We start from the raw sequence: 22,187 nt of genomic DNA, 5'->3' as shown, positions 1-22,187 counted from the left end.
TATGGGGGCTCTGACGAAAGCTGAAATGGCGGAACGTCTCTACGAGGAGCTGGGTCTGAACAAACGGGAGGCCAAGGAATTGGTCGAACTGTTTTTTGAAGAAATCAGACACGCTCTCGAAGACAACGAGCAGGTCAAACTGTCGGGTTTCGGCAATTTTGACTTGCGGGACAAACGCCAGCGGCCTGGCCGCAATCCAAAAACGGGAGAGGAAATCCCGATCACGGCTCGCCGTGTGGTCACCTTTCGTCCAGGGCAGAAGTTGAAAGCCCGAGTTGAGGCCTATGCTGGAACCAAGTCATAACGACGAGCTTCCGCCGATCCCAGGCAAACGCTACTTCACCATTGGTGAAGTCAGCGAGCTGTGTGCGGTAAAACCGCACGTGCTGCGTTACTGGGAACAGGAGTTTCCTCAACTCAACCCCGCCAAGCGTGGTGGCAATCGCCGGTATTATCAGCGCCATGACGTGCTGATGATCCGGCAGATTCGCGCATTGCTGTACGACCAGGGGTTCACCATCGGCGGGGCGCGTCTGCGTCTCTCCGGCGATGAGGCCAAGGATGACAGCACCCAGTACAAGCAACTGATCCGCCAGATGATCTCGGAGCTGGAGGATGTGCTGGTGGTGCTGAAGAAGTGATTCAAGGTTTTAAAATACTTTGACATTTCAAAAGCTTGCGGTATATTTCTCCTCGCTTCCACAAGAAGCAAAACCCAGTTTCACGCCTAGTCGGGGCGTAGCGCAGTCCGGTAGCGCACTAGCATGGGGTGCTAGGGGTCGAGTGTTCGAATCACTCCGTCCCGACCATAATTCCTGAGTAAAATCAGACACTTGAGCCGATCAGATGGATCGGCTTTTTTGTATCTGCGCAAAACCCGCGCAAAACTACCCGGTGATTTTGCTGATATTCAGGTCTGGAATTGCTTCAGACCAGACGATTTCTGCGTGGTCGCGCTGGTAGTTTATTGGTCATGCTCTCGCTCGCATGGCCGGCGATTTCTGCCCCTCCTTCCCAACCTTCTGGTACAGGTGCAGTGACAGCGCCCTGACCTCATGAAATCCAGGCATCTCTTCCTCCTTCCACCCCGCGTAGCATCCGGGCGCCTCTCTGGCCTCCTTGAATGCTCGCGTTAAATATCGTTCTTCAACCTTGGCCCAGTGATCCTTGGTCTGCTCTTGCCTCTGTTTCAGGCGGTCCCGCATCGGTGCACAAGGTAGGGCGAGGCGATGTTGTCACGTCCCATCAGTTGGCCGCCGATAGAGATATGTTCCGCGCCGATCATCCAAATAGAGATTTTGTGGCAATCTCTTATTTGACTTGTTGCGTGGCCTTGGGGCCATCACGCTGCTCCTTTCTCGGGGCAGATATTTGGCACCGCCACTACCACACCAGCTATCAATTTGTTAAGAATCGAGGAAAATCTCTCGGACGCGTGGCAGCGCCTGGCCGGAACCTACGCTGAGAACCTTCCGTGGCTGGACTGCGCCGAACGCTACGATCGCGCGCACACCTTCCACCATATGGACCCGCCTTACTGGCAGACCACGGGTATGGAGCCGATTTCCCGTTTGAAAACTACGAGCGGATGGCCGATTTCATGAGGCGTTGCAAGGGCAGGGTGATGGTCAGCATCAACGACCATCCGGATACTCGGTGTGTGTTTGGTGGGGTTCATTGTGAGCGGTTATGCGTTTGATACAGCACTGTTCGCCAGAAGCAGAGAGTTTTCGATGTCAGTTCTGAGCTGCTGATTACAAATTGGGAGCCAAGAGTTTCGGGGTGGTTTTGCTGAGCCTAGCTGCTGTCTGGAGTCGGCCCCGGCCCCCCGGGGTGAGGAATGCATCCTCATTCTTTAGGTGCATCAGGGTGCAATTTCCACCTTTTAAGCATATTAAATGCTATAGAATCCCGCAGAGTCGTGTCTATCGTGGGGCGGCGGCGGGGGGAAGAGGTAGGGGGCTGACTTGACTTCTCTCTGCCCACCAACTGTCTACCCACCATGAACACACAGGATGGGGAGCGTGAGTAGTAGCGCCGCTATGAATGCTATGGCTCTGCGAGTAGGTATAACTATATTGCTTTGTGAAGATAGCGTAATATTTGGAATTTTTGATAAATGTCGCTCCAGAATTCTATAGAAGTCTCCGTTGTTACGGAGTTAACATCGAAACTAAAAGAGGGTAGTGTCGATGGATATGGCTTGGTCGAGAATGCGGAATATTTGATTCGAGGTCAGGTAGATACGCCTATAGATGTGGTCGATATTGTATGGAAAATAGCTCATCGATATCGTGCTAGATTTGGTAAAGTTATCGATGCTGGTGCAGGTGATGGTCGGTTTTCTACAAAAGGTATGTTTGATAGTTACTGTGGTTTTGAAATTGATCAGCATCGCGTGGAGCAAAAAGGGTTGCCTAGTAACGCTTCGATAGAGCGGGCGTGCGCATTTTCTGGGGCGGTTCCAGAAAAATATGATCTTAGTATTGGAAATCCACCTTATGTCAGGCATCATGATATAAGTGATGAATGGCGCTCTAATATTGCTGATTGGATAGAGGAACAGGTAGGGGTTAAGCCCAGTGGGCTATCTAATGCTTATATATATTTTTTGTGGTTGAGTCTCATAGTTACTCGATCCGACGGAGTGGTGGTTTTGTTAATTCCATCGGAGTGGACTGCTAGGCCTGTCAATAAGCAGCTTCGTGAGTACATAAAGGAAAAAGGTTGGACTCTCGATATTTATAAATTTGAAAATGATCCATTTCCTCGTGTACTAACCACGGGGTCAGTCACTGTTATAGATAAACACGCCTCTAGCGGAGAAGTTCATCACTTTTTAATAGATGCTCAAGGGGCTATCAAGTCATTGTTTGATGAGGATTATGCTGATCAAGCTACATTGCCCTATGTGATCAGAGACTCTCAAGTGTTTGCTCAGCGGGGATTTAGCCCTGGAGGGCAGTCGGTGTTTGTATTGACTGAGTCAGAGCGAGCTTTGCATGATCTTCGAGAAGGTGAGGATGTTATACCCTGCATAACTACCTTGAGGCATATTTCAAACAATATGGAATGTTTAGATCGGGTGAGCTTCGAGTTGAATTATGTTGGCTCTGGGAAACGTTGCTGGCTTATTTCCCCTGCAGGAACAGAAAGTGAGTCTTTGCGGCGTTATCTAGATAGTGTACCTATGCAGATTAGAGATAATTATACTTGTAGAAAAAGGCCGGTTTGGTGGAAGTATTCTAGGCCGAAAATTCCAAGTTTGTTATATAGTTCTGGCTTTAGGGGGCGAACTACAAAGGTTCTTAAGAATGAACTTGGTGTGGTTAATGTTGGTGCGGTTTGTGGTATATATACAAGGAATAAGAGGGTGGCTGCAAAGCTAGCTCGAGCTATCAAGAGTGCTGATCTTGAAAAAAATATTGTTGCCGTTTCTCGTGGCTTTACAAAAATAGAAGTAAATCAGATGAATGCGTTCATACAGCAAGCCTTGGAAAATTAATTTACTCTTATCAAAGGAATGCGTCATATGGCGGAAAAGGTTCAGGGGTTGAGTCGCGGGCACTTAGCTTTTAAAGCTGAGGCTAGACTGCTACAAGAGCTGGGAGAGCGGTTAGTCGCGCAGCCAGAAGTCGCTCTTGTCGAGCTGATTAAGAACGCATATGACGCAGATGCTACTACCTGTGAGATTGGCTTTGCTCCAGGAAGGCAGATATTGAGCGTTTCTGATAATGGTCATGGAATGACTAAGGAAGAGTTCGAGAAGCGTTGGATGACAATTGCAACATCTGGTAAGTCAGAGCAGAGAGTTTCTAGGAAGTATGAGCGAGATCTAACAGGTCAAAAAGGGATCGGTAGATTCGCGGTTCGTTTTTTAGGTGCAAAGCTGAGAGTAGACACTGTCGCCTATGACCCTCTGAGGGGGTGTAAGACTCGGCTAGTTGCAGTATTTGACTGGCATGAAATAGATGAAAATTTAAGTTTGACTAATACGTCGATACCTTTCCGACTTTTCAAAGCTCCCGATGATTTGAAAAATGGTACAACTCTGTCTATTAAAGGGTTGCGGCGAGGGGGGGATTTTGCCCAAAATCCCAGATTTCGCTCGAGTGTTCTGAGTATCGTATCCCCGATGTCTGGTTTGAGTCGAGGGAGATTTACTAGTGTTAAAAGTGAGGTTAACCAAGATCCAGGCTTTAAAGTTGAATTGCCCGGGGATGACGATACCTCTGTAGTCGATGTTGCTAAATATGTTCTAGATAACGCTTGGGCTTCTTTGACGATAGATCTGACCTCTGATGACTTGAGGTACTCGGTGAGGTTTTTAGGGAGTGATAACGAGTACTCACTAATAACTAAGTATCCTAATTCGATCGAGGCAGGTATGTATGCCGATATTCGGTATTTTCCACGTCGTGCAGGTTTGTTTTCTAAAAAAGGGGTTGACGGTAGGACGGCTTATACCTGGGTGAAAAGTAATTCTGGTGTTTCAGTTGTCGATCGGGGTTTTAAGGTTAAGCCCTATGGGGATGAAGACGATGATTGGTTATCTCTAGGGCTTGATTCGTCCATAAACAGTCGGGACTGGCGTTCTTCAGTTTCAGATATTGAATTCCCGATGAGCGCTAGAGAAAAAGCAGACCCTGCACTTAGTCCTGCGCTGAACCTGCCAACTAACTATCAGTTGGTTGGAGCGGTATCCGTGCATTCAGCTACGGGGAAGGGAACTAGATTCGTTGAGGATATTATCCCCTCAACGGATCGAGAGGGGTTCCTAAAAACCGATGGTTTTGAGCAGTTGCGTGATGTGGTTCGAGGTGGTATTGAATATCTTGCGAAAATAGATAAATCAAGGCTGCTCGATGAACAGGAGCGCTTAGCCAAAGAGGTGACTCGACAGGTTAAAGCTGAGTACAAAGCCGCAATAGAATACGTTCAGAGTGTGCCAACTCTTTCAGTCGTTGAAAAAGCCAGGCTTGTTAAGGACTATAGCGCGCTTTCAAAGAAAATTGAAGAAGTTGAGGATTACGATCGGGAGGCGCGGAAGAAGCTCGAGGTCATGGGATCTCTTGGTGTCGTCGCTGGTTTTTTAACTCATGAGGCTTCGAGAATAGTTAATACTGTTCATGATGTATCTGTTGCTCTAGAGGAAATATCAAAAGAGCATCCGAGTATAGCGCCTCAGCTTGAGTTGATAAACGAAAGCTACGATGCTTTGAAGTCGCACCTCGAATATACCAAGCTTTTTGTTGACGCTACACACAGTTTTAAGGCGGTTAAATTTAAAAGTGCACCACAAATTTTAAGGGTTGTTCAGAAATTTGGTAAGTTTGCAGTCGATCACGGTGTTGAGGTGCTTGTCAATATGGGGGGGGAAGTTGATGTTCCTGCCATGCCTATAACCATATATAGTGGCATTTTGCTGAATTTGTATACAAATGCATTAAAGGCGGTTTTGGCACGAGACTCCTCTTCTATTAATATGAAAGTCGTATTTTCTGGTGGCTCAAACGAACATATGCACTTTCTAGATGTAATGGATACTGGTGTGGGTATTCCTGAACATTTAGCAGCTCGTATTTGGGATCCGTTATTCACCACTACTTCTAGGCTTAATAATCCACTAGGTTCTGGAATGGGGCTCGGTTTGTCCTTGGTGAAACAGTTGGTTGAGCAGGTCAATGGAAAAATCGCATTAGTGGGCCCTCAAGCACCCTACTCAACTTGCTTTAGGGTTTCGTTTCCGTTTAAGAGGGATAAGTAATGAAGAAGCCTGTCGTGTTGTTGTTCGAAGATACTCAATCAAATGCTGATGCTATATCTAAATATTTGCCTGAGTCGCAGGCATATAGTTTTCACTTGTTTGAGGCGGATAACGAGCCCACAGATCAACCTTTTAGTGATCGCATAGCACAAGAAATAGTCAAGTATGGTGATATTGTTCTGATTGTTTCTGATATGGATCTTTCTAAGACGTTAAAGTTCCAGGGGCTTACTGACGCAATAATATCCAGGGTTGCTCATGATAATGGTATTCCTACAGCATATTATAGCTCTGCTCTAGATGGTGCTGAGGGTGCAAGCCTTGATCAAGCGGGTGATGGGAGAATCTTGCTAGGGTCTATTAATTACGAAGCCATAGCTCACAAGATTGATATCTTGGCAACCGGTTTTCTGGGGCTTAGAGAGAGTCTTAAATCACTATCAAGTGTCCCTATTGAGGAGCGACCAACTAGTGCTGCGGAGTTGGTGGCTCACCTTATAGGGAAAAGAGAGGTCTCTGATAGGATTGGTCTGTTCTTGTCAGGTGATCAGCGGATAGGTGCCGAGGTGTTAGCTTCACCAAAAAACAATAGGCTAACTCATCAGACTGCAATATATGGCACTTGGGTGTATGATTCTTTAATGCGCTATCCTGGTGTTTTTGTTAATGCAGTCGCAGCGTCAAGCTATCTAAATATTGCTCTTGACGATTTTTTGTCCTCTGAGATTTCTTCAGTTTGGAATAGAGCAAAGTATACAGGTGTTTTTTCGGACTCTCGTGAGGTTTTATTTTGGCGTGAAGAGCTGGATGTCATGCTGGCCGAGCAAAATTGTGATGACGGTTTTGAGTTTGTTCAAAAGCAAGGTTTGAATGCAAAAACTTGCAAGTGCAGTGTGGATCAAGAGTCAGACGCCGGTTTTTATTGTATGGTTACTAAGCAGCCAGTGTGCTTTGAACACTCTGTAGGTGATATCAGTTGGTTCCCACCAGGTGCGGATTTAGCTCGAATTACACGTGCTTCGTATGAAGAGCTGGCTCCATGGCTTGGTTTATAAGGTAAGGGAAATGAATATTCATAAGCTGAGGGATCAGTATCGAATTCTTGTGCAGGAATTTGTTAATCAGGCGCGAGCTGCTGGGGCGACAGTGCATTCGTCCGAAGTTTCAGTAACGCCGATAAATGATGGAACTAGCCAAGTTTCGGTTGCTGGTACATATTATCTAAAAGAGTGGCCTTGCAATTCTGGTTCTACGAAACAGACTAAAAAGCTAGATATTTTGTTAAAATCTAAAGAAATTTATGAGGTCGACTCTCTGGTTTTGAGACAGTCGGTTGTTCAGGTTATGTATTTCAATTCTGCAGAGAAAGAGGCTAATCCAACCTTGGGTTTGCACTATGATTATGAGTATGGCGCGGGCCAAGCTCATCCTATCTTTCATGCGCAGTTCGGGTCAACTGACTTTACCTCCGCTGAATTGAAACAGGTTAAATTTAGAAAAGCACCAATTCAGCCTTGGAAGGATATGGTGAGAGTTCGGATTCCTACTGTTCATATGGGATTTCCAGCAGCCGTGTTATCATTGTTTGCGGATCACCTACCTCACTCTTCATTTCAGTGCTTTTTGAAGTGGGCGAATAAACATGTTCTGTTTAGCGATGCTAAAGCTCGAGTAGATTGCCGTTCGGCCCCATTAAGCTCAGGTGACTCCTCTATGTTTCAGGCTCATCGAATGTATGTTTAATGTTTTTTGTTTAAATGCGGCGAGGGGCAACATATCGAGGGCCTTATCCGTCGAGACTGGAGCTAGAGATATTTTAGCTTTTTTGTCACCTCTTTGAACTTGGCTAGTTTGTCAAACCGAAGGGGTGGGCGCAATCCTTAATGTTACAGTGTTGTGTGGGAAAACTCAGCATTGAAGGTGGGATCATTGTTTTGCTTACTTTATAAACGATAAAAATGTTTTTTGTGTTTTTCGAGCTTTAGGCTTGAGGCCTTCGTAACCGCTTCAGTACTGTGGCCTGGAGGGAGGCTTCTCCCCTCGGACTCGACCTGCGGTCGAACAGTATGTCGCTGACGGCATGGGGTATGAAGGCGTGCGCTTGACTTGTCTCACACCGCCCGGAGGCTTGTTTGTTTGCCTTCCGCCGGTACTGCATGATCAAGTCGCTTGGCGAACAGCACGCGACGCCTGATATCAACGACTTCAGCTTCGATGAACGCCTGAACGAAAAGGGGACGTATTTGAATGGCGCTTACTTAACGGCTAACTGGCTGATATGGTCGCAAAAAAATGAAAAAAGGCTGGCCTTGGTCTACAGCGATAGTTGCGAACACACACCGATTAAGCAAGGACACAGCCCGAGTGAATCGTAGACGCCAAATCGTCCGGCATCAACAGCAACGTATGCGCCAGCACGTCACGAACAGCAATGCTCATGCTTTCTTCAAGCTGCTCACCGATCCAGAGCTACTGCGTGGTATCGAGTCGTCGATACCTAAGCATCACCAGCGGCGATTCTCTCCGATCGAAACACTGTCCATGTTTTTGACCCAGACAATGAGCGCTGATCCCTTGAAAGAGCCTGGGTGGCGCTGCTCAGATCGATGCCTAGGACCGAAAAGGTGACCGATTTATTTTCCATTTATTTTCCCTTGTCGCTCCAGGCGTAGCTCAGCAGCGCTCAATCGGTGCGCGAAATTGCCCGCAAAAAAATCTAATATTTCCCACACCTTTCAGGCATGGGAGAATATTGCGTGCGCCTGCTGTGATGACTACTGTTCGACTGTCGCTGCAAATTCAGCGATGCGGGTTTCGCAGCCCGGTCGTAAGTAGGCGCACAGCGCCGCGTAAAGCGGCTTTTTGGTGTTCGCGTTATGGCGAGCTGTGCGCAGGAGGCTTAGCCCTGCCGGTTCCTACTTACCGGTCTGCGAACCTGCGTGCAGTTCGCCACCCTTGTGTCGCAGCAGGAGTGGATGAATCCCTTGCCTAAGTAGGAGACTCTCCATGACCAAGAAGATAACCCCCGATCCACCTCCAGTTCGCAAATCCCTCAGCACTGCCGACAGGGCCGTGTATCTGCGTAAAGTATCTGATGTCCCTTCGATTGAACCCGAACTAGCCCCGGCAGACACTCCCCGTTTGCTCGATACCCTCGCGTTTACGTGCTCCAAGCCCGTCACGCCCGAAGCCCCATACAAACCCACACTATTCGCCATCCAACCCGGGGTAAGCGCCCAGGACGCCCTGACCTACGTTTCGAATCTGCTCGAAACGGCGGAGCTCAATGGCGACGAAATCAGCCTGCATACCAACCCCGTCGAGCGGGCGTTGTTCTGGGGCATGCTGCATTCGGTGGAAGTGGCGCGGGCAGTGGTGGATGCGCTGCTTGAGGGGGCATCCCCATCCCGTCAGCTATTGTCCGCGTTGGATAACCGCCCGATTGATTGAGGTCGTTGCGCTAAAAGAGATCAAGCACTTGGCAGCTTGATCTCTTTTTCGTAAGGGCCCGGGCAGAGCCGTGTGCCAACGTCTGGCACACGGTTGGCTTGATCATCTAGTTGTCAGGTCGATCAAACCTTGCTTGCCCGAACACATCTCACTTGGGTTCTGCGCAGTATGATCGACATTTAATTGCTCGAACAACGCAATTGAGGTCCATCGTATGGGCACTATCAGTCTTGAAGCCAAGAAGGCCTATGCGGCCAAGACTCGCCAATCGAACTACGCGGCCAGTCTGCGTCTGGAAGGCTTCAAAACTACCCTCGCGGATGGTGAGAGAAGCCTACCCTCGCGTGAGGAGGTCCTGAAGGCTTTCTCCAAGAACAGAGCCTGATGCCTGGTAGGGTGGGTCAGTTTTCAATCGGTGTTGGTGAAGGCTTCGACGGGGATGGCTGTATCGCGGCTCTGACCTATCTTCTGGTGTGTAGCAGGCGCAGAAGGGATTGAACCTCCAGGTACATGCGCAGGAACGTGCAGGGACACTTGCTCCGGCGGGGAAGCCTTTCCCGCGCAGGCCTGTAAGGTGAATAGGGGGATCTGAGCTGGTATTTCATGGCTATGCGCCGCTAACTACCCTTCAATTCCAGCGTAAGGTGCTGCCTGACTTCCATTGCGTCATGCAGTATCCGAACGATCTCAATGATCTGGTCATCCGCCAATCTATAGAAAACGATATGCCGCGGCCTCTGTACGGTGCCAGTGGCCGTTGCAGCTTGGTTGCGTACATAGGTCAGATGAAAGCTTCTCAGTCCCACTGAAAGTTCATCTCTAGGGTTGCTACCCACCCTGTTTGGCGTTTCCGCAAGGTCTTCGATTGCTGCGCGTATAAGCGCTTGGTACCTGACCCTGGCAGGTGAGCCAAACTGTATGTGGGAGTACCTTAGAACATCCTCGATATCACTGAGGGCCGTATGAGAGAGACGGTACTTCCCCATGCTCAACGGTTCTTGGTAGGGGTGAGGGCAGCTCGTTCGCCGATGTCAGCCAGAAGCTCTCCCAACTGGTCACCGCCAATCTCGATGAAACGACCCCGCTCCAGGTCCATCAGTCCTGCTGAAGTGGCATGACGCAAAGCATCGAGCTTGGCCAGTTCTTCAGCTTCACGCTGCTCCAGCAGACGAAGCCCTTCGCGCATGACTTCGCTGGCGTTCTGGTATCGGCCGGAGACAACCAGGTCGTTGATGACCTGGTCCATGTGATCAGTGAGAACGACATTTCGCGTAGCCATGTTGTGCTCCAGGAACAAATAACGCTGCTGCGGATGTTGGCATATTATGCCATCGCATTGGCTCATGCCTAGTTTGAGTCTGGAATTCATGCTGGAGGGCCTCTTGCAGGATTTGTCAGGGTGATGGATGGAAAACGGAAAATGGCCCTGCCTGATCATGGATGGAGGGCAGGGAGCGGACCTCAAAGGCCACTCCTGTCGGGGGATACACCGTTTGGGTCAGGGCACGTTTGTCAGCTTCTGCGCTGGCGGAGTAAGGAAGGCGTTGTGGAAACCCGTTGCAGCAGATGTTGGGCATAGCTGCTCCCCCAGATTTAAGAAACAGAACTCGGAGAAGCGTTGCGACCTGGGGGGAGGATCAATGCGCAATGGCGCATCGTAGCTTCCCGGATCCAAGCTACATGGGCATGTTGCTGACAACGTCAGCGGTATGCCCCAACACAATGAATAAGGCCGCCGGGAGCTGTCAAAACCCCAACTGCTACAAGCTTTTTCAGGTCGTTGGTGTAGCTATAGAACGGGGAAGAGGACTACAAATCTGCTTCCACAACCAGCGTGGGAGCCTTCCTGATCATCTGTTCGGTTTTTGCCGAGGAAGGTGTGCACATTTCGCGATGCCTTGACCGGTCTGTGGGAGAATTTCGACCCCGCTGTACTGGCTACTGCTCAGGCGTTCCGCAATGACCCTCCCTTGGTGTGGGGTTGGTATTAGTGGCGACGTGCCAAGGTCCTTGCTGCACAACCTTCCTGTACGTCACCGTCGAGGTAGGGCTCGAGCCCCATCCGGTCGCCGACACTCGATGGTGAGGCAGTGCTTCGCGATGAGCGCCAGGACCTGGAGCGCAATTCGCGCCGTGATACGCCAAGCCCCTCCCTTCACACGCTGCCCTGCGAATAGCGCATACCTGCCCGCTAAAATTGTCATCAAATGAAAAGCCATTGTCGTCTGATGAGAAGCGGTGCGCATGCCGGAGTCCTACAGTCCAATCAGCGTAAATCGACGCAGCACGCCAATATTGCAGACTGGAGAATAAGAAAACATGGCCAAAGCCATACGCTTCCACGAAACCGGAGGTCCCGAAGTCCTTCGTTATGAGGACGTCGAAGTGGGCGAACCTGGTCCAGGCCAGGTTCGTCTTCGTCATGTGGCGGTCGGTCTGAACTATGCCGACACCTACTTTCGCAACGGCACCTACCCGATCCCGATGCCCAACGGTATAGGGGTTGAAGCTTCGGGTGTCGTGCAGGCCGTCGGTGAGGGTGTCACCCATGTGCAGGTGGGGGATCGCGTTACCTACACCGGTTTTCTCAACACCCTGGGGGCCTACAGCACCGAACGACTGATCTCGGCTGCGCCGCTGATCAAGCTACCGGAAACCATCAGTTTCGAGACGGCTGCGGCCATGACCATGCGCGGCCTGACGGCGTCGTACCTGATGCGTCGTATCTACGACTTCAAGGCCGGCGACAGTATTTTGCTGCATGCCGCCGCCGGTGGTGTGGGCCTGATCGTTTCACAGTGGGCCAAGCTGCTTGGCCTGACCGTGATCGGCACCGTGTCCACCGAGGCCAAGGCGGAAGTCGCCCGGGCCCATGGTTGCGATCATGTCATCAACTACAGCCATGAAGACGTCGCCCCGCGCGTTCGTGAATTGACCGGCGGCGTCGGGGTCAACGTGGTGTTCGACAGTGTCGGCAAGAACACGTTCATGGGCTCCCTGGATTCGCTCAAGCGTCGCGGCCTGATGGTTTGCGTCGGCACGGCATCCGGTCCGATCCCGGCCTTCGATCCGGTACTGCTGGCGATGAAGGGCTCGCTGTTCCTGACCCGCCCGGCGCTGGCAGACTACATCGCCGACCCGGCGGAAAAAGCCGCTCTGGCTGGCGAGCTGTTCGACCACGTTGGCAGCGGTCGAATCAAGATAGAGATCAACCAGCACTATGCTTTGCAGGATGCCGTACAGGCCCATCGTGACCTGGAGTCACGCAAGACCACTGGTTCATCGATCTTCGTCATCTAGGGGGGCCGCCTTCCATGAAAGTCGAACAATTGACCTGCAACATCGGTGCGCAGCTGATCGGTGTCAACCTCGCCGATGCTTTGCATGACGAGGGGCTGTTTGCCGAGATTCGTGCCCAGTTGCTCAAGCATCGGGTGGTGTTCCTGCGTGACCAGAACATTACGCGTGCCGAGCATGTGGCCTTCGCCCGTCGCTTCGGCGAGCTGGAGGATCATCCGGTGGCCGGCAGCGACCCGGATCATCCGGGGCTGGTACGCATCTACAAGAGCCCGGATCAGCCAAGCGACCGCTACGAGAACGCCTGGCACACCGATGCCACCTGGCGCGAGGCCCCACCAATGGGCTGTGTGCTGCGGTGTGTGGAGTGTCCGCCGGTCGGCGGTGACACCATGTGGGCCAACATGGTGGAGGCCTATGCCCGCTTGCCGGATGACGTGAAGGCGAAGATTGCCGACCTGCGTGCCCGCCACAGCATCGAAGCCAGCTTCGGCGCGGCCATGCCGATCGAAAAACGCCTGGCGCTCAAGGCGATGTACCCGGATGCCGAGCACCCGGTGGTCCGCACCCATCCGGAAACCGGCGAAAAGGTGTTGTTCGTCAACGCCTTTACCACCCACTTCAGCAACTACCACACCCCTGAGCGGGTGCGCTTCGGCCAGGACGCCAATCCAGGGGCCGGCGAGTTGCTGCGCTACCTGATCAGCCAGGCCTATATCCCCGAGTATCAGGTGCGCTGGCGCTGGACACCCAACAGCATCGCCATCTGGGACAACCGCAGTACCCAGCACTACGCCGTCATGGATTACCCGCCGTGCCATCGCAAGATGGAGCGTGCCGGGATTATCGGCGACAAGACGTTCTGATCGACCGCCGCTGCATTCGCACTCGCAGACACGCCTGCCCGGTATGACCCCGGGCAGGCGGACAATCATAATAATAGGAGTAACTCATGCAATTCTTCGACGATTCCCTGCACCCGGAAAACATGGAAAAGGTGGTCATCACCGTGGCCCCCTATGGCCCGGAGTGGATGCCGGAAGACTTTCCCGAAGACATCCCGCTGACCATGGATGAGCAAGTGCAGAAGGCGGTCGATTGTTATGAAGCTGGCGCCACGGTCTTGCACCTGCATGTGCGCGAGCTGGACGGCAAGGGTTCCAAGCGCCTGTCCAAGTTCAACGAATTGATCGCCGGCGTGCGCGAAGCCGTACCGGACATGATCATCCAGGTCGGCGGTTCGATTTCCTTCGCGCCCGAAAGCGATGGTGAAGCCGCCAAGTGGCTGTCTGATGATACCCGTCATATGCTGGCCGAGCTGACGCCGAAACCGGACCAGGTCACGGTGGCCATCAACACCACCCAGATGAACATCATGGAGCTGCTGTATCCGGAATACCTGGAAGGCACCTCCCTGGCCAACCCGGCCTATCAGGCGGCCTACAGCGAGATGACCGTGCCTGCGGGGCCGGCCTGGGTCGCGGAGCACCTGCGTCGACTGATGGCGGCGGGTGTGCAGCCGCATTTTCAACTGACCGGCATGCATGCCATGGAGACGCTTGAGCGTCTGGTGCGCAAGGGCGCCTACATGGGGCCGTTGAACCTGACCTGGATCGGCATTGGCGGTGGTTTCGACGGGCCCAATCCGTTCAACTTCTTCAACTTTGTCCACCGCGCGCCGGACGGCTGCACCTTGACCTCCGAATCGCTGCTCAAGAACGTGCTGCCGTTCAACACCATGGCAATGGCCATGGGCATGCACCCGCGAGTGGGCATTGAAGACACCATCATCGATCACCACGGCCAGCGCTTCAGCTCGGTGCAGCAGATCCAGCAGACCGTGCGCATCGCCCATGAACTGGGGCGTGACATCGCCACGGGCAAACAAGCCCGTGAGATCTACCGTATCGGTGTGCAGTACCAGAGCATCGAAGAAACCCTGTTGGCCAACGGCATGGCGCCCAACCGCAAGGCTGGACAAAAGGGTGTACCGCAACGCGGCTGACCGGCAGCCTGGACGGGAGGCCGAGGGCCTTCCGTTGAGTGCCTTGCAACACGCTCGATAACAACAAATAAAACCGAGTTTCGAGGAGGCTGCATGGCCTTTCACCCAATCGCCGCCGATGACGACTGCAGTGGCGTCGGCGTTACGCGCACCTATGCCTGGATCGTTTTTGCACTGACGTTCGGCTTGTTGATTTCCGATTACATGTCGCGCCAGGTCCTGAACGCGGTATTCCCCCTGCTCAAGGGGGAGTGGGCCCTGAGCGACGGCCAGCTCGGCCTGCTCAGTGGCGTTGTCGCCCTGATGGTCGGCCTGCTGACATTCCCTCTCTCGTTGCTGGCGGATCGCTTCGGTCGGGTCAAGAGTCTGGCGCTGATGGCCTTGCTGTGGAGCCTGGCGACCCTGGGCTGTGGCTTGGCCCAGGATTACCCGCAGATGTTTATCGCCCGCTTCATGGTGGGTGTCGGCGAGGCGGCCTACGGCAGCGTTGGCATTGCCGTGGTGATTTCGGTGTTTCCCAAGCATCTGCGGGCAACCCTGGCCAGTGCCTTCATGGCGGGTGGCATGTTCGGTTCGGTATTGGGCATGGCCCTGGGCGGGGCCATCGCCGCCAAGCTGGGCTGGCGCTGGTCGTTCGCCGGCATGGCGTTGTTCGGCCTGCTGCTGGCGGTGCTTTACCCGATCATCGTCCGCGAAGCGCGCATTGCCCCGCAACGCGCGAGCCTGGCCGTGAACAAGGCCGCGGCGGCGGTCAAGCGTCCGCTGAGCACGCTGTGTTCCAGCCGCTCGGTGATCGCGGCCTATGTCGGCAGCGGCCTGCAACTGTTCGTCGGCGGCACTGTGATTGTGTGGATGCCCAGCTACCTCAATCGGTATTACGCCATGGCCACGGACAAGGCCGGTGGCGTCGCGGCGATCATCGTGCTGTGCAGCGGCGCAGGGATGATTCTGTGCGGCATGCTCAGCGACCGCCTGTGTCGCCACTGCCCGGAGCGCAAGGTGGCCCTGGCCATCGCTTACTGCCTGGGCAGTTGCCTGCTGCTGTCAGCGGCGTTCGCCTTGTCGGCGGGGCCTGCGCAACTGCTGTTGATCTGCCTGGGCATGCTGATGGCCGCCGGTACCACGGGCCCGGCCGGGGCGATGGTCGCCAACCTGACCCACTATTCGGTCCATGGAACGGCCTTTGCCACGCTGACCTTGGCCAACAACCTGCTGGGGTTGGCGCCCGGGCCGTTCATCACCGGCAAGCTGTCTGATGTGATCGGCTTACATGCCGCGTTCCAGTGGGTGCCCCTGGTGAGCATCGCGGCGGCGGCGGTGTTTTTTTATGCCAAGTGCCATTACCACAAGGATATCGCCCGGCTGGCCGGCGAGCGTGCCGACGATTTGGAAAGTGAAGCGACATCAGGGGTGAAGGTGTGAGTAGTCATTTACGTATTGATGTGTTTTTCGATTTCATCTGCCCCTGGTGCCTGATCGGCAAACGTCAACTGGATCGTGCGCAGGACCTGTTGCGCCTCCAGCAACCGGGGGTGGAAATCACCACGCAGTGGCATGGGGTGCAGTTATTGCCACACCTGCCGGTGCAGGGCGAACCCTTCGCCGAGTTTTATCGCCAGCGCCTGGGCAGTGACGAAGCGGTGAGTCTGCGTCAGCTCCAGGTGCAACGGGCCGCGATGGCGGTGGGGGCGGCCATTGACCTGAGTCGCATCGCCATCATGCCCAATACCGCCGATGCCCATCGCTTGCTGGCGCGTGCCAGCGCGCTGGGCGATAGCGTTCGACGCGACGCGTTGCTGGAGCGTCTGTTCGCCGCCTATTTCCGGTTTGGCGAGGACCTGGGTTGCCCGCAGACCTTGCTCGCCATCGGTCAAGCGTGTGGTTACGACATGGACGAATTGGCGGACTGTCTGAAAGGGGACGCCAGTCCCTTTTCAGGCAATGACGCGGCGGCGTCCAGCGGTGTGCCCAGTTTTCAGTTCAATGGTTGCCTGACGACGGTCGGTGCCCAGCCTGCCGAGGTGCTGGTGGGTGTCATGGGCGAAGCCCTTCAGGAAAACCGGCGCGCGTGGCAAACCGTATGAGCAGGCGTGTCCCGGTGCCTGCCGGAAAACTCCCGCAGGTGGGTGGTCGTGCGCTGGTGGAATTTGAGGAGAAAAGTCTGGCGCTGTTCAACATCGACGGTGAGCTGTTCGCCATCGATGACAGTTGCCCCCATCAGGGTGCCTCGCTGTGCGGCGGACGCCTTGAGGGCCGGGTGATTCAGTGCTGCGCCCATGGACTGCGCTTCGATCTGCGTAGTGGCTACCTGCTTAATTCAACCCTGCTCAAAGTCGCCCACTACCCGGTCGAAGTCATTGAAGGCCAGGCATTTATCGTCATCGTTTCCGAGGAGACCGCGCCATGAGCGCCATCGCTTTTACCCGTATGCACAGCCGAACGCGTGAGTTGGTGCCCGGTCTTGTGATCAGCCTGATCGTTGCGGCGGCGGCGTCGTTCTTGTCCGAGCATTACGGAGCACCGGTGATGTTGTTTGCCTTGCTGCTGGGCATGGCGCTGAATTTCCTGGCCGGTGAGGGGGCCTGTAAGGCCGGTATCGAGTTCACCGCACGCACCGTGTTACGCATGGGGGTCGCGCTGCTGGGCATGCGTATCACCCTTGAACAGATTGCCGCGCTGGGCTGGAAGCCCGTGGCCCTGGTGGTGATTCTGGTGGTGGTGACGATTGGCGTCTCGGTGGTGGCGGCTAAGGCACTGGGCTTTCAGCGCTTGTTCGGCCTGCTCACGGGAGGCGCCACCGCGATCTGTGGTGCGTCGGCGGCGCTGGCCCTGGCGGCGGCGCTGCCCAATCATCCGCAGAAGGAGCGTGCCACGCTGTTCACCGTGATCGGGGTATCGGCATTGTCCACCACGGCGATGATCCTCTACCCGATGATCGCCAATTGGCTGTCGCTGTCACCGAAACTGGCCGGCGTGTTCCTTGGCGCGACCATCCACGATGTGGCTCAGGTGGTCGGTGCGGGTTACAGCATGTCGACCGAGACCGGCGATACGGCGACGGTGGTCAAGCTGATGCGGGTGGCCATGCTGGTGCCGGTGATCGTCGCTGGGGCGATGGTCACCCGCATGCAGGGCGCCGACCCGACGGGCAAGCGCCCACCGCTGCTTCCGTGGTTCGCTGTCGGTTTTGTGCTGCTGGCCTGTCTCAACAGTACTGGCTGGGTAGTTCCGGTGGTGCAGGGCGCGGTCAATGAGCTGTCGCGCTGGAGCCTGGTGGTGTCCATCAGCGCCCTGGGGATGAAAACTCAGCTCAAGGAACTGGCCGCTGTCGGCATCAAGCCCATTCTGTTGATGGTGGGAGAGACGGTATTCCTGGCTGTGCTGGTGCTGCTATTGCTGCACTGGGGCTTTTAAGCGCGGCTGTACGTGCTTGCTGGCCAGGCGGCACTGCGTTGATACCTCGTCGTCGCAGGGTGCTCGACCGGTGTCACACACACACCGGTTCTTTCGCGGCGACTGTACCAGCAGTCGCCGTTTTTTTTGCCTCGCGTTCAGGAGGATCTGGGCGGCGTGGAGTCGCTCGAGAGTTTGCCGCCAGCCTGCTTTTGCGTGCTGCGCCAGGCGGCGGGTGGCATGCCGAACTGGGTGATGAACCAGCGAGTGAAGGAGCTTGCCATGGAATAACCGAGCATGTCGGCGATCCGTCCCAGCGAGTAGTTCGGGTTATCCAGGTAGCGCAGCACCAGGTCGCGGCGTACGTCGTTGATCAGGTCGTTGAAGGCGCAGCCGTCGTCCTTCAGGCGACGTTGCAGGGTCCTTACGTTCATGCCCTGGGTCTGGGCGATCTGCTCGATGGTGGCGCGGCCCATCGGCAACAACAGGTAGATCGCCTTGCGCACTTCGAACAGCATCGACGGGCCTTCGTGGCCGAGCAGCGAGTCGAGGTAGCTTTGCGCATAACGGGCCATGGCCGGATCGGCATGGGGATTGGTCATGTCGAGGCTGGCATTGGAACAGACAATGCCATTGAACTCGCTGCCAAATTCCAGGGTGCAGCCGAACAGACGACGATGCAGGTGCAGGTCATCGGGGGGCTGGTGGGTGAAGTTGACGCTGTAGGGGCGCCAGTGGGTGCCGAGCACCGCGGCACATAGACGGAACATCACGCCGATGGCCAGCTCGATGGCTTGCCGGGAGGGCATCGGCGATTCGGTGACCACCTCCTCGCGAATGATCACCATCTTGCCGGCCTCTTCAATAAAGATGGCCAGCGAATCGTTCATCAAGTGCCGGTAATGCACCACCACCTGCAGGGCCTCACGCAGCGTGCGTTGGTGGCTGAGCAGCAGGCTGACCACACCAAAGTCCGAGAGCTGGCGCGATTCCGCCATGCTCAGGCCGAAGTTCTGGCAGCCGCTGGCGGCGGCCGAGTCTTCCAGCAGGCGCACGGCGGCATCGATGGCGATACGCTGTTCGGGCGCTTGCAGTTGGGCCTTGCTCAGGCCGACGCCGGCCAGCACATCGCGCGGGTTGAAGCCCAGGTATTGGGTGACCTCCAGGTAGTTGGTCAAGACGGCGGCGCGAACAAGCTTTGGCATGCAGAGGTCTTTCCTGGGCCGGTGGCGATGGAAACGAGCCTGTCGACTATATCCAGCGCGTCGGAACTTGAACAGTTGTAACAAAGTTGATGAAACGCACCCCCTTCAGTCCCGGATCACCGCGACTGACGGGAGCCCGAGCCCTTCACTCAATGATTACGGCAACCCGCGACCCGCTCGCCGGGTCTTGAGACCGGTGGTCGCGGCACGCCCGCGCCGGGAAATCTGTCATCAAAAGAAAAGTGCCTGACGTCCAATGAAAAGCGGCAGGGGTGGGCGCTCTTTAATGTCAGTCCTACAAAAAGCCTCTGGCGATAGAGCCAGTCGAGTCATCGAGAAAGCGAAGGTGTTGAAGTGGACAGACTGCTAACTGCCGCAACCGTTCTGATCGTACCGGGCCTGCGCGAGCACGTGGCCGAGCATTGGCAAACGCTGCTGGCCGCCAGGCTCTGCAAGGTGCGCAGTGTGCCGCCGCTGGAAACCGACAAGCTCGACTGCGCGGCGCGTGTGCGGGCGATCCAGTACGAACTGGAGCAGATCGACGGGCCGGTGATCCTGGTGGCCCACAGCGCCGGCGTGTTGATGGTTGCCCACTGGGCGGCTCAGTACACCCGCCCGATCAAGGGCGCCTTGCTGGTCGCGCCACCGGATCTCGATGCCGACTGGCCGCAAGGCTACCCTTGCTCTGAAACCCTGCGTCGCCAGGGTTGGAATCCTCTACCCCAAGGCCCGTTGCCGTTCCCGGCGATCGTCGCCGCCAGCAGCAACGATCACCTGGCCAGCCTCTCGGCCGTCACCGGCCTGGCTGCAGGCTGGGGCGCCGAACTGCGCAACTTCGGCGCGGTGGGTCATCTCAATCCAGCGGCAGGTTTTGGCCCCTGGCCGCAGGCCGAAGCCCTGGTCCTGGAGCTGGATCGCTAATTCAGGCGCCGGCTGGCCCCACGCCAACCGGCATTTGCCCTCATTCCTGAAAAACGTTGGCCTCTGGCACAAGGGGTTGCGTGAGGGCGGCTGCGCTTAAAACAACTACAAAATGGCGGAGACAACGCAATGCATAACAACAAGCGTCTCGGGTTCGCACCCTCGCGGTACACCTTGCTGGCCTCGGCCATTCTGGCCACGGCCCTGCCGACGGCCCAGGCGATGGAGCTGGACACGGGTAACCCGGACTGGAGCGCGCGTCTGGATAACACGGTCAAATACAACTACGGGGTGCGCACCGAAAACGCCGACAAGCGTATGTTGGGCACGCCGAACAACAACGATGGCGACTACAACTTCCGCAAGGCCGGGAGCACGGTCACCGATCGTGTCGACCTGTTGACCGAGATGGATGTGGTCTACAAGAACAGTATGGGCTTTCGTGTCAGTACCGCCAGTTGGTATGACCGGGCCTATGAAAATGTCGGCTCCACTGCCAATCCGTTCGTCAACGGCAATGGCTCAACGTCCGGCCTGGTGGCCAACGATCCACGGCCTACGGGGGTCAAGGGCGTCGGCAATGGCAGTTCGAACCTGAGCAACTACGCCCAGCGTTACTACACCGGTCCTTCCGGCGAAATCCTGGATGCCTTCGTGTTCTATAGCACTGACGTGGGCGAAGAGTCCCTGCTGAGTGTTAAAGCGGGTCAGCACAACGTGTTCTGGGGCGAGACGGTGCTCAACCCGGTGCATTCGATGAGCTATGGCCAGTCGGGCCTGGACCTGGCGAAGCTGGCGGCCTCGCCCGGTACCGAAGCCAAGGAGCTGTTCGTTCCGCGTAACCAGCTGTCGATGTCGTTCACCGTCAATCCCGAGTTGACGGTCGGCGCCCAGTATTTCCTCCACTGGGATGCCGCCCGCCTGCCGGAAGCCGGGACTTTCTATGGCGGTTCCGATCTGGTCGGGTCCGGTGCGCAGTCGTTCCTGCTGGGCAACACCAACGCTCCGGTGGGCACCCCGACGAACTGCGGCCTGGCGCCGTGTAACGGACTGACCAATGTGCGTCGCGGGACTGACTTGACGCCGAGCAACATGGGCGACTGGGGGGTGATGGCCAAGTGGTCGCCTAAGTGGCTGGACGGTACGCTGGGGCTCTACTATCGCAAGACCTCGGACATCCTGCCCCAGGCCTGGCTCGATGCTCGCGGCATCACCTCGAAAGGGCCGTCGCCGAGCCCGGTCGTCAACGTTCTCAACTCCTTGAGCACCAGCACCTATCAACTGGCCTATGCCGACGACATCCATATCTTCGGCCTGAGCCTGTCCAAGGAGATAGACGGTGTGAGCGTGGGTTCGGACCTGAGCATCCGTCACAACATGCCTCTGGCCAGTATCCCGGCGATTGTCAGCTCCACCAGTCCCAATGGTCTGGGGGCCGGCCTGGGCCTGCTGCCGGCGCGCACGGCCGCGACGGGGGTGATCTATGACACACCGAGCAACGGCGACAGTATGAGCGCCACCGGTGACACGTTGCACTGGACGCTCAACGGTCTGATGACCCTGCCCAAAACGTCGCTGTTCGATTCGGCGACCCTGCTCTCCGAGCTGTACTACAGCAACCTGCTCAAACTCGATAGCAAGAATGCGGCGCTCTACAAGGGCCAGGCCAGCTATCGCGGTATCGATGCGCCGACCCGGGACAACTGGGGCATCGCCGTCAACTTCACCCCGACCTGGTATCAGGTGTTACCCGGTGTCGACTTGAACATGCCGTTGTCCATCAACGCCGGCATCGCCGGTGTGTCGCCGGTGTCCGGTGGAGGAGCCAAGGACACTGGCAACTATGCCGTCGGTTTCGGTGCCGTTGTGTACAACAAATACTTTGTCGACCTCAAGTACGTGGACTCCTTTGGCAAGACCGACAAGTGCGACGTCAGTGGCGTGAGTAGCGGCGCGGCTGCTGCCGGTAGCGGTAACGGCTCGACACCGAACGCCTTCAGCGGCAACCAGAACTACGCCTGTTATGCCGGCGGTTACTCGGCCTTTTCCGGAGGCGGCGCAACCACCGCAGACCGTGGCGCCGTGTATCTGACGATGAAAACCACCTTTTGATTCACGTATGGCCCCAGTCACGCTGGCAGGAGAACAA

21 protein-coding genes, 1 tRNA gene and 4 pseudogenes are annotated in these 22,187 nt (G+C 55.5%); 22 read left to right on the top strand and 4 right to left on the bottom strand.

Features of this window, described 5'->3' with window-relative positions; genetic code table 11:
* Position 1 precedes the first annotated feature (1 nt).
* The 3 genes from ihfA (at position 2) to HX830_RS26450 (ending at position 809) form a co-directional block, all read left to right on the top strand.
* On the top strand, positions 2-304 hold the full coding sequence (gene ihfA, locus HX830_RS26460) for an integration host factor subunit alpha (protein WP_002553164.1): 303 nt from the start codon (positions 2-4) through the stop codon (positions 302-304).
* The gene (locus HX830_RS26455; RefSeq protein ID WP_017128239.1) at positions 285-641 is read left to right on the top strand and encodes a MerR family transcriptional regulator; all 357 of its coding nucleotides are present in this window, start codon (positions 285-287) and stop codon (positions 639-641) included. The genes ihfA and HX830_RS26455 overlap by 20 nt, the downstream gene beginning before the upstream one ends.
* A gap of 91 nt (positions 642-732) precedes the next feature.
* A tRNA-Pro gene (locus HX830_RS26450) sits at positions 733-809 on the top strand.
* A 78-nt stretch (positions 810-887) separates the two neighbouring features.
* On the opposite strand, the pseudogene HX830_RS32220 reads toward HX830_RS26450, so the two are convergent.
* Positions 888-1,240 (bottom strand): annotated as a pseudogene (locus HX830_RS32220) (integrase); the annotation flags it as partial.
* Between the two features lie 100 nt (positions 1,241-1,340).
* Between HX830_RS32220 and HX830_RS26445 the strand changes: the two are divergent.
* The 9 genes and pseudogenes from HX830_RS26445 to HX830_RS26410 all read left to right on the top strand — a co-directional run.
* A pseudogene (locus HX830_RS26445) lies at positions 1,341-1,795 on the top strand (DNA adenine methylase); the annotation flags it as partial.
* A gap of 324 nt (positions 1,796-2,119) precedes the next feature.
* Entirely contained in the window at positions 2,120-3,505 is a 1,386-nt protein-coding gene (locus tag HX830_RS26440) for an Eco57I restriction-modification methylase domain-containing protein (protein WP_177103630.1), read from the top strand.
* 27 nt (positions 3,506-3,532) lie between these two features.
* The gene (locus HX830_RS26435) at positions 3,533-5,767 is read left to right on the top strand and encodes an ATP-binding protein (RefSeq protein ID WP_177103620.1); all 2,235 of its coding nucleotides are present in this window, start codon (positions 3,533-3,535) and stop codon (positions 5,765-5,767) included.
* Positions 5,767-6,822: a hypothetical protein gene (locus HX830_RS26430; protein WP_177103610.1), complete on the top strand. Its 1,056-nt coding sequence runs from the start codon at positions 5,767-5,769 to the stop codon at positions 6,820-6,822. The genes HX830_RS26435 and HX830_RS26430 overlap by 1 nt, the downstream gene beginning before the upstream one ends.
* A 10-nt stretch (positions 6,823-6,832) precedes the next feature.
* The gene (locus HX830_RS26425) at positions 6,833-7,510 is read left to right on the top strand and encodes a hypothetical protein (RefSeq protein WP_177103608.1); all 678 of its coding nucleotides are present in this window, start codon (positions 6,833-6,835) and stop codon (positions 7,508-7,510) included.
* A gap of 413 nt (positions 7,511-7,923) precedes the next feature.
* On the top strand, positions 7,924-8,142 hold the full coding sequence (locus HX830_RS26420) for a hypothetical protein (RefSeq protein ID WP_177103559.1): 219 nt from the start codon (positions 7,924-7,926) through the stop codon (positions 8,140-8,142).
* Positions 8,132-8,338: pseudogene (locus HX830_RS32750) on the top strand (IS4 family transposase); the annotation flags it as partial. The gene HX830_RS26420 and the pseudogene HX830_RS32750, both read left to right, overlap by 11 nt.
* A gap of 435 nt (positions 8,339-8,773) precedes the next feature.
* Positions 8,774-9,217, top strand: coding sequence for a hypothetical protein (locus HX830_RS26415; protein WP_177103606.1), 444 nt, complete (start codon positions 8,774-8,776; stop codon positions 9,215-9,217).
* A gap of 214 nt (positions 9,218-9,431) precedes the next feature.
* Positions 9,432-9,602, top strand: a complete 171-nt coding sequence (locus tag HX830_RS26410) for a YhfG family protein (protein WP_152739960.1) — start codon at positions 9,432-9,434, stop codon at positions 9,600-9,602.
* Between the two features lie 232 nt (positions 9,603-9,834).
* Here HX830_RS26410 and HX830_RS26405 read toward each other — a convergent pair whose 3' ends face one another.
* Positions 9,835-10,203, bottom strand: a complete 369-nt coding sequence (locus HX830_RS26405; protein ID WP_177103604.1) for a type II toxin-antitoxin system RelE/ParE family toxin — start codon at positions 10,201-10,203, stop codon at positions 9,835-9,837.
* Positions 10,204-10,205: 2 nt separating this feature from the next.
* Positions 10,206-10,496, bottom strand: a complete 291-nt coding sequence (locus tag HX830_RS26400; protein ID WP_103499258.1) for a type II toxin-antitoxin system ParD family antitoxin — start codon at positions 10,494-10,496, stop codon at positions 10,206-10,208.
* Between the two features lie 604 nt (positions 10,497-11,100).
* On the opposite strand from HX830_RS26400, the pseudogene HX830_RS32215 reads away from it, so the two are divergent.
* The 8 genes and pseudogenes from HX830_RS32215 to HX830_RS26365 all read left to right on the top strand — a co-directional run.
* Positions 11,101-11,205: pseudogene (locus tag HX830_RS32215) on the top strand (NAD-dependent deacylase); the annotation flags it as partial.
* Positions 11,206-11,536: 331 nt separating this feature from the next.
* Positions 11,537-12,517 (top strand): quinone oxidoreductase family protein, encoded by a 981-nt coding sequence (locus HX830_RS26395; RefSeq protein WP_103499243.1) that lies wholly within the window; start codon positions 11,537-11,539, stop codon positions 12,515-12,517.
* Between the two features lie 14 nt (positions 12,518-12,531).
* A complete protein-coding gene (locus HX830_RS26390) occupies positions 12,532-13,380 on the top strand; it encodes a TauD/TfdA dioxygenase family protein (RefSeq protein ID WP_103499244.1) in 849 nt (282 codons plus the stop codon).
* 86 nt (positions 13,381-13,466) lie between these two features.
* Positions 13,467-14,519 carry a 3-keto-5-aminohexanoate cleavage protein gene (locus tag HX830_RS26385; protein WP_103499245.1) on the top strand — a complete coding sequence of 351 codons (1,053 nt, stop codon included), beginning with the start codon at positions 13,467-13,469 and terminating at the stop codon, positions 14,517-14,519.
* A 93-nt stretch (positions 14,520-14,612) separates the two neighbouring features.
* Entirely contained in the window at positions 14,613-15,941 is a 1,329-nt protein-coding gene (locus HX830_RS26380; protein WP_152739963.1) for an MFS transporter, read from the top strand.
* Positions 15,938-16,603: a DsbA family oxidoreductase gene (locus HX830_RS26375; RefSeq protein ID WP_177103602.1), complete on the top strand. Its 666-nt coding sequence runs from the start codon at positions 15,938-15,940 to the stop codon at positions 16,601-16,603. The genes HX830_RS26380 and HX830_RS26375 overlap by 4 nt, the downstream gene beginning before the upstream one ends.
* Positions 16,600-16,926, top strand: coding sequence for a Rieske (2Fe-2S) protein (locus tag HX830_RS26370; protein WP_103499248.1), 327 nt, complete (start codon positions 16,600-16,602; stop codon positions 16,924-16,926). Before HX830_RS26375 ends, HX830_RS26370 begins: the two co-directional genes overlap by 4 nt.
* Positions 16,923-17,933 carry a YeiH family protein gene (locus HX830_RS26365; RefSeq protein ID WP_103499249.1) on the top strand — a complete coding sequence of 337 codons (1,011 nt, stop codon included), beginning with the start codon at positions 16,923-16,925 and terminating at the stop codon, positions 17,931-17,933. Before HX830_RS26370 ends, HX830_RS26365 begins: the two co-directional genes overlap by 4 nt.
* Before the next feature lie 137 nt (positions 17,934-18,070).
* On the opposite strand, the gene HX830_RS26360 is transcribed toward HX830_RS26365, so the two are convergent.
* Positions 18,071-19,117: an AraC family transcriptional regulator gene (locus tag HX830_RS26360; RefSeq protein WP_152739965.1), complete on the bottom strand. Its 1,047-nt coding sequence runs from the start codon at positions 19,115-19,117 to the stop codon at positions 18,071-18,073.
* Positions 19,118-19,471: 354 nt separating this feature from the next.
* Here HX830_RS26360 and HX830_RS26355 point away from each other — a divergent pair, with 354 nt between their 5' ends.
* Together HX830_RS26355 and HX830_RS26350 are read left to right on the top strand one after the other, a co-directional pair.
* The gene (locus HX830_RS26355; protein WP_177103600.1) at positions 19,472-20,038 is read left to right on the top strand and encodes an RBBP9/YdeN family alpha/beta hydrolase; all 567 of its coding nucleotides are present in this window, start codon (positions 19,472-19,474) and stop codon (positions 20,036-20,038) included.
* A 129-nt stretch (positions 20,039-20,167) separates the two neighbouring features.
* Entirely contained in the window at positions 20,168-22,150 is a 1,983-nt protein-coding gene (locus tag HX830_RS26350; RefSeq protein ID WP_103499252.1) for a DUF1302 domain-containing protein, read from the top strand.
* The last annotated feature ends 37 nt before the right edge of the window (positions 22,151-22,187 follow it).

The organism is Pseudomonas gingeri, assembly GCF_013385425.1.
GTDB lineage: Bacteria > Pseudomonadota > Gammaproteobacteria > Pseudomonadales > Pseudomonadaceae > Aquipseudomonas > Aquipseudomonas gingeri_D.
The sequence above is the reverse complement of the archived record's forward strand: the minus strand, read 5'-3'. Positions and strand labels throughout refer to the sequence as shown.

Coding starts and splice junctions, on each gene's coding strand:
- HX830_RS26415 (WP_177103606.1), top strand. CDS start 8,774: ATGACCAAGAAGATAACCCCCGATCCACCTCCAGTTCGCAAATCCCTC.
- HX830_RS26390 (WP_103499244.1), top strand. CDS start 12,532: ATGAAAGTCGAACAATTGACCTGCAACATCGGTGCGCAGCTGATCGGT.
- HX830_RS26440 (WP_177103630.1), top strand. CDS start 2,120: ATGTCGCTCCAGAATTCTATAGAAGTCTCCGTTGTTACGGAGTTAACA.
- HX830_RS26400 (WP_103499258.1), bottom strand. CDS start 10,496: ATGGCTACGCGAAATGTCGTTCTCACTGATCACATGGACCAGGTCATC.
- HX830_RS26430 (WP_177103610.1), top strand. CDS start 5,767: ATGAAGAAGCCTGTCGTGTTGTTGTTCGAAGATACTCAATCAAATGCT.
- ihfA (WP_002553164.1), top strand. CDS start 2: ATGGGGGCTCTGACGAAAGCTGAAATGGCGGAACGTCTCTACGAGGAG.
- HX830_RS26350 (WP_103499252.1), top strand. CDS start 20,168: ATGCATAACAACAAGCGTCTCGGGTTCGCACCCTCGCGGTACACCTTG.
- HX830_RS26385 (WP_103499245.1), top strand. CDS start 13,467: ATGCAATTCTTCGACGATTCCCTGCACCCGGAAAACATGGAAAAGGTG.
- HX830_RS26455 (WP_017128239.1), top strand. CDS start 285: ATGCTGGAACCAAGTCATAACGACGAGCTTCCGCCGATCCCAGGCAAA.
- HX830_RS26380 (WP_152739963.1), top strand. CDS start 14,613: ATGGCCTTTCACCCAATCGCCGCCGATGACGACTGCAGTGGCGTCGGC.
- HX830_RS26405 (WP_177103604.1), bottom strand. CDS start 10,203: ATGGGGAAGTACCGTCTCTCTCATACGGCCCTCAGTGATATCGAGGAT.
- HX830_RS26425 (WP_177103608.1), top strand. CDS start 6,833: ATGAATATTCATAAGCTGAGGGATCAGTATCGAATTCTTGTGCAGGAA.
- HX830_RS26420 (WP_177103559.1), top strand. CDS start 7,924: ATGATCAAGTCGCTTGGCGAACAGCACGCGACGCCTGATATCAACGAC.
- HX830_RS26365 (WP_103499249.1), top strand. CDS start 16,923: ATGAGCGCCATCGCTTTTACCCGTATGCACAGCCGAACGCGTGAGTTG.
- HX830_RS26435 (WP_177103620.1), top strand. CDS start 3,533: ATGGCGGAAAAGGTTCAGGGGTTGAGTCGCGGGCACTTAGCTTTTAAA.
- HX830_RS26410 (WP_152739960.1), top strand. CDS start 9,432: ATGGGCACTATCAGTCTTGAAGCCAAGAAGGCCTATGCGGCCAAGACT.
- HX830_RS26395 (WP_103499243.1), top strand. CDS start 11,537: ATGGCCAAAGCCATACGCTTCCACGAAACCGGAGGTCCCGAAGTCCTT.
- HX830_RS26360 (WP_152739965.1), bottom strand. CDS start 19,117: ATGCCAAAGCTTGTTCGCGCCGCCGTCTTGACCAACTACCTGGAGGTC.
- HX830_RS26370 (WP_103499248.1), top strand. CDS start 16,600: ATGAGCAGGCGTGTCCCGGTGCCTGCCGGAAAACTCCCGCAGGTGGGT.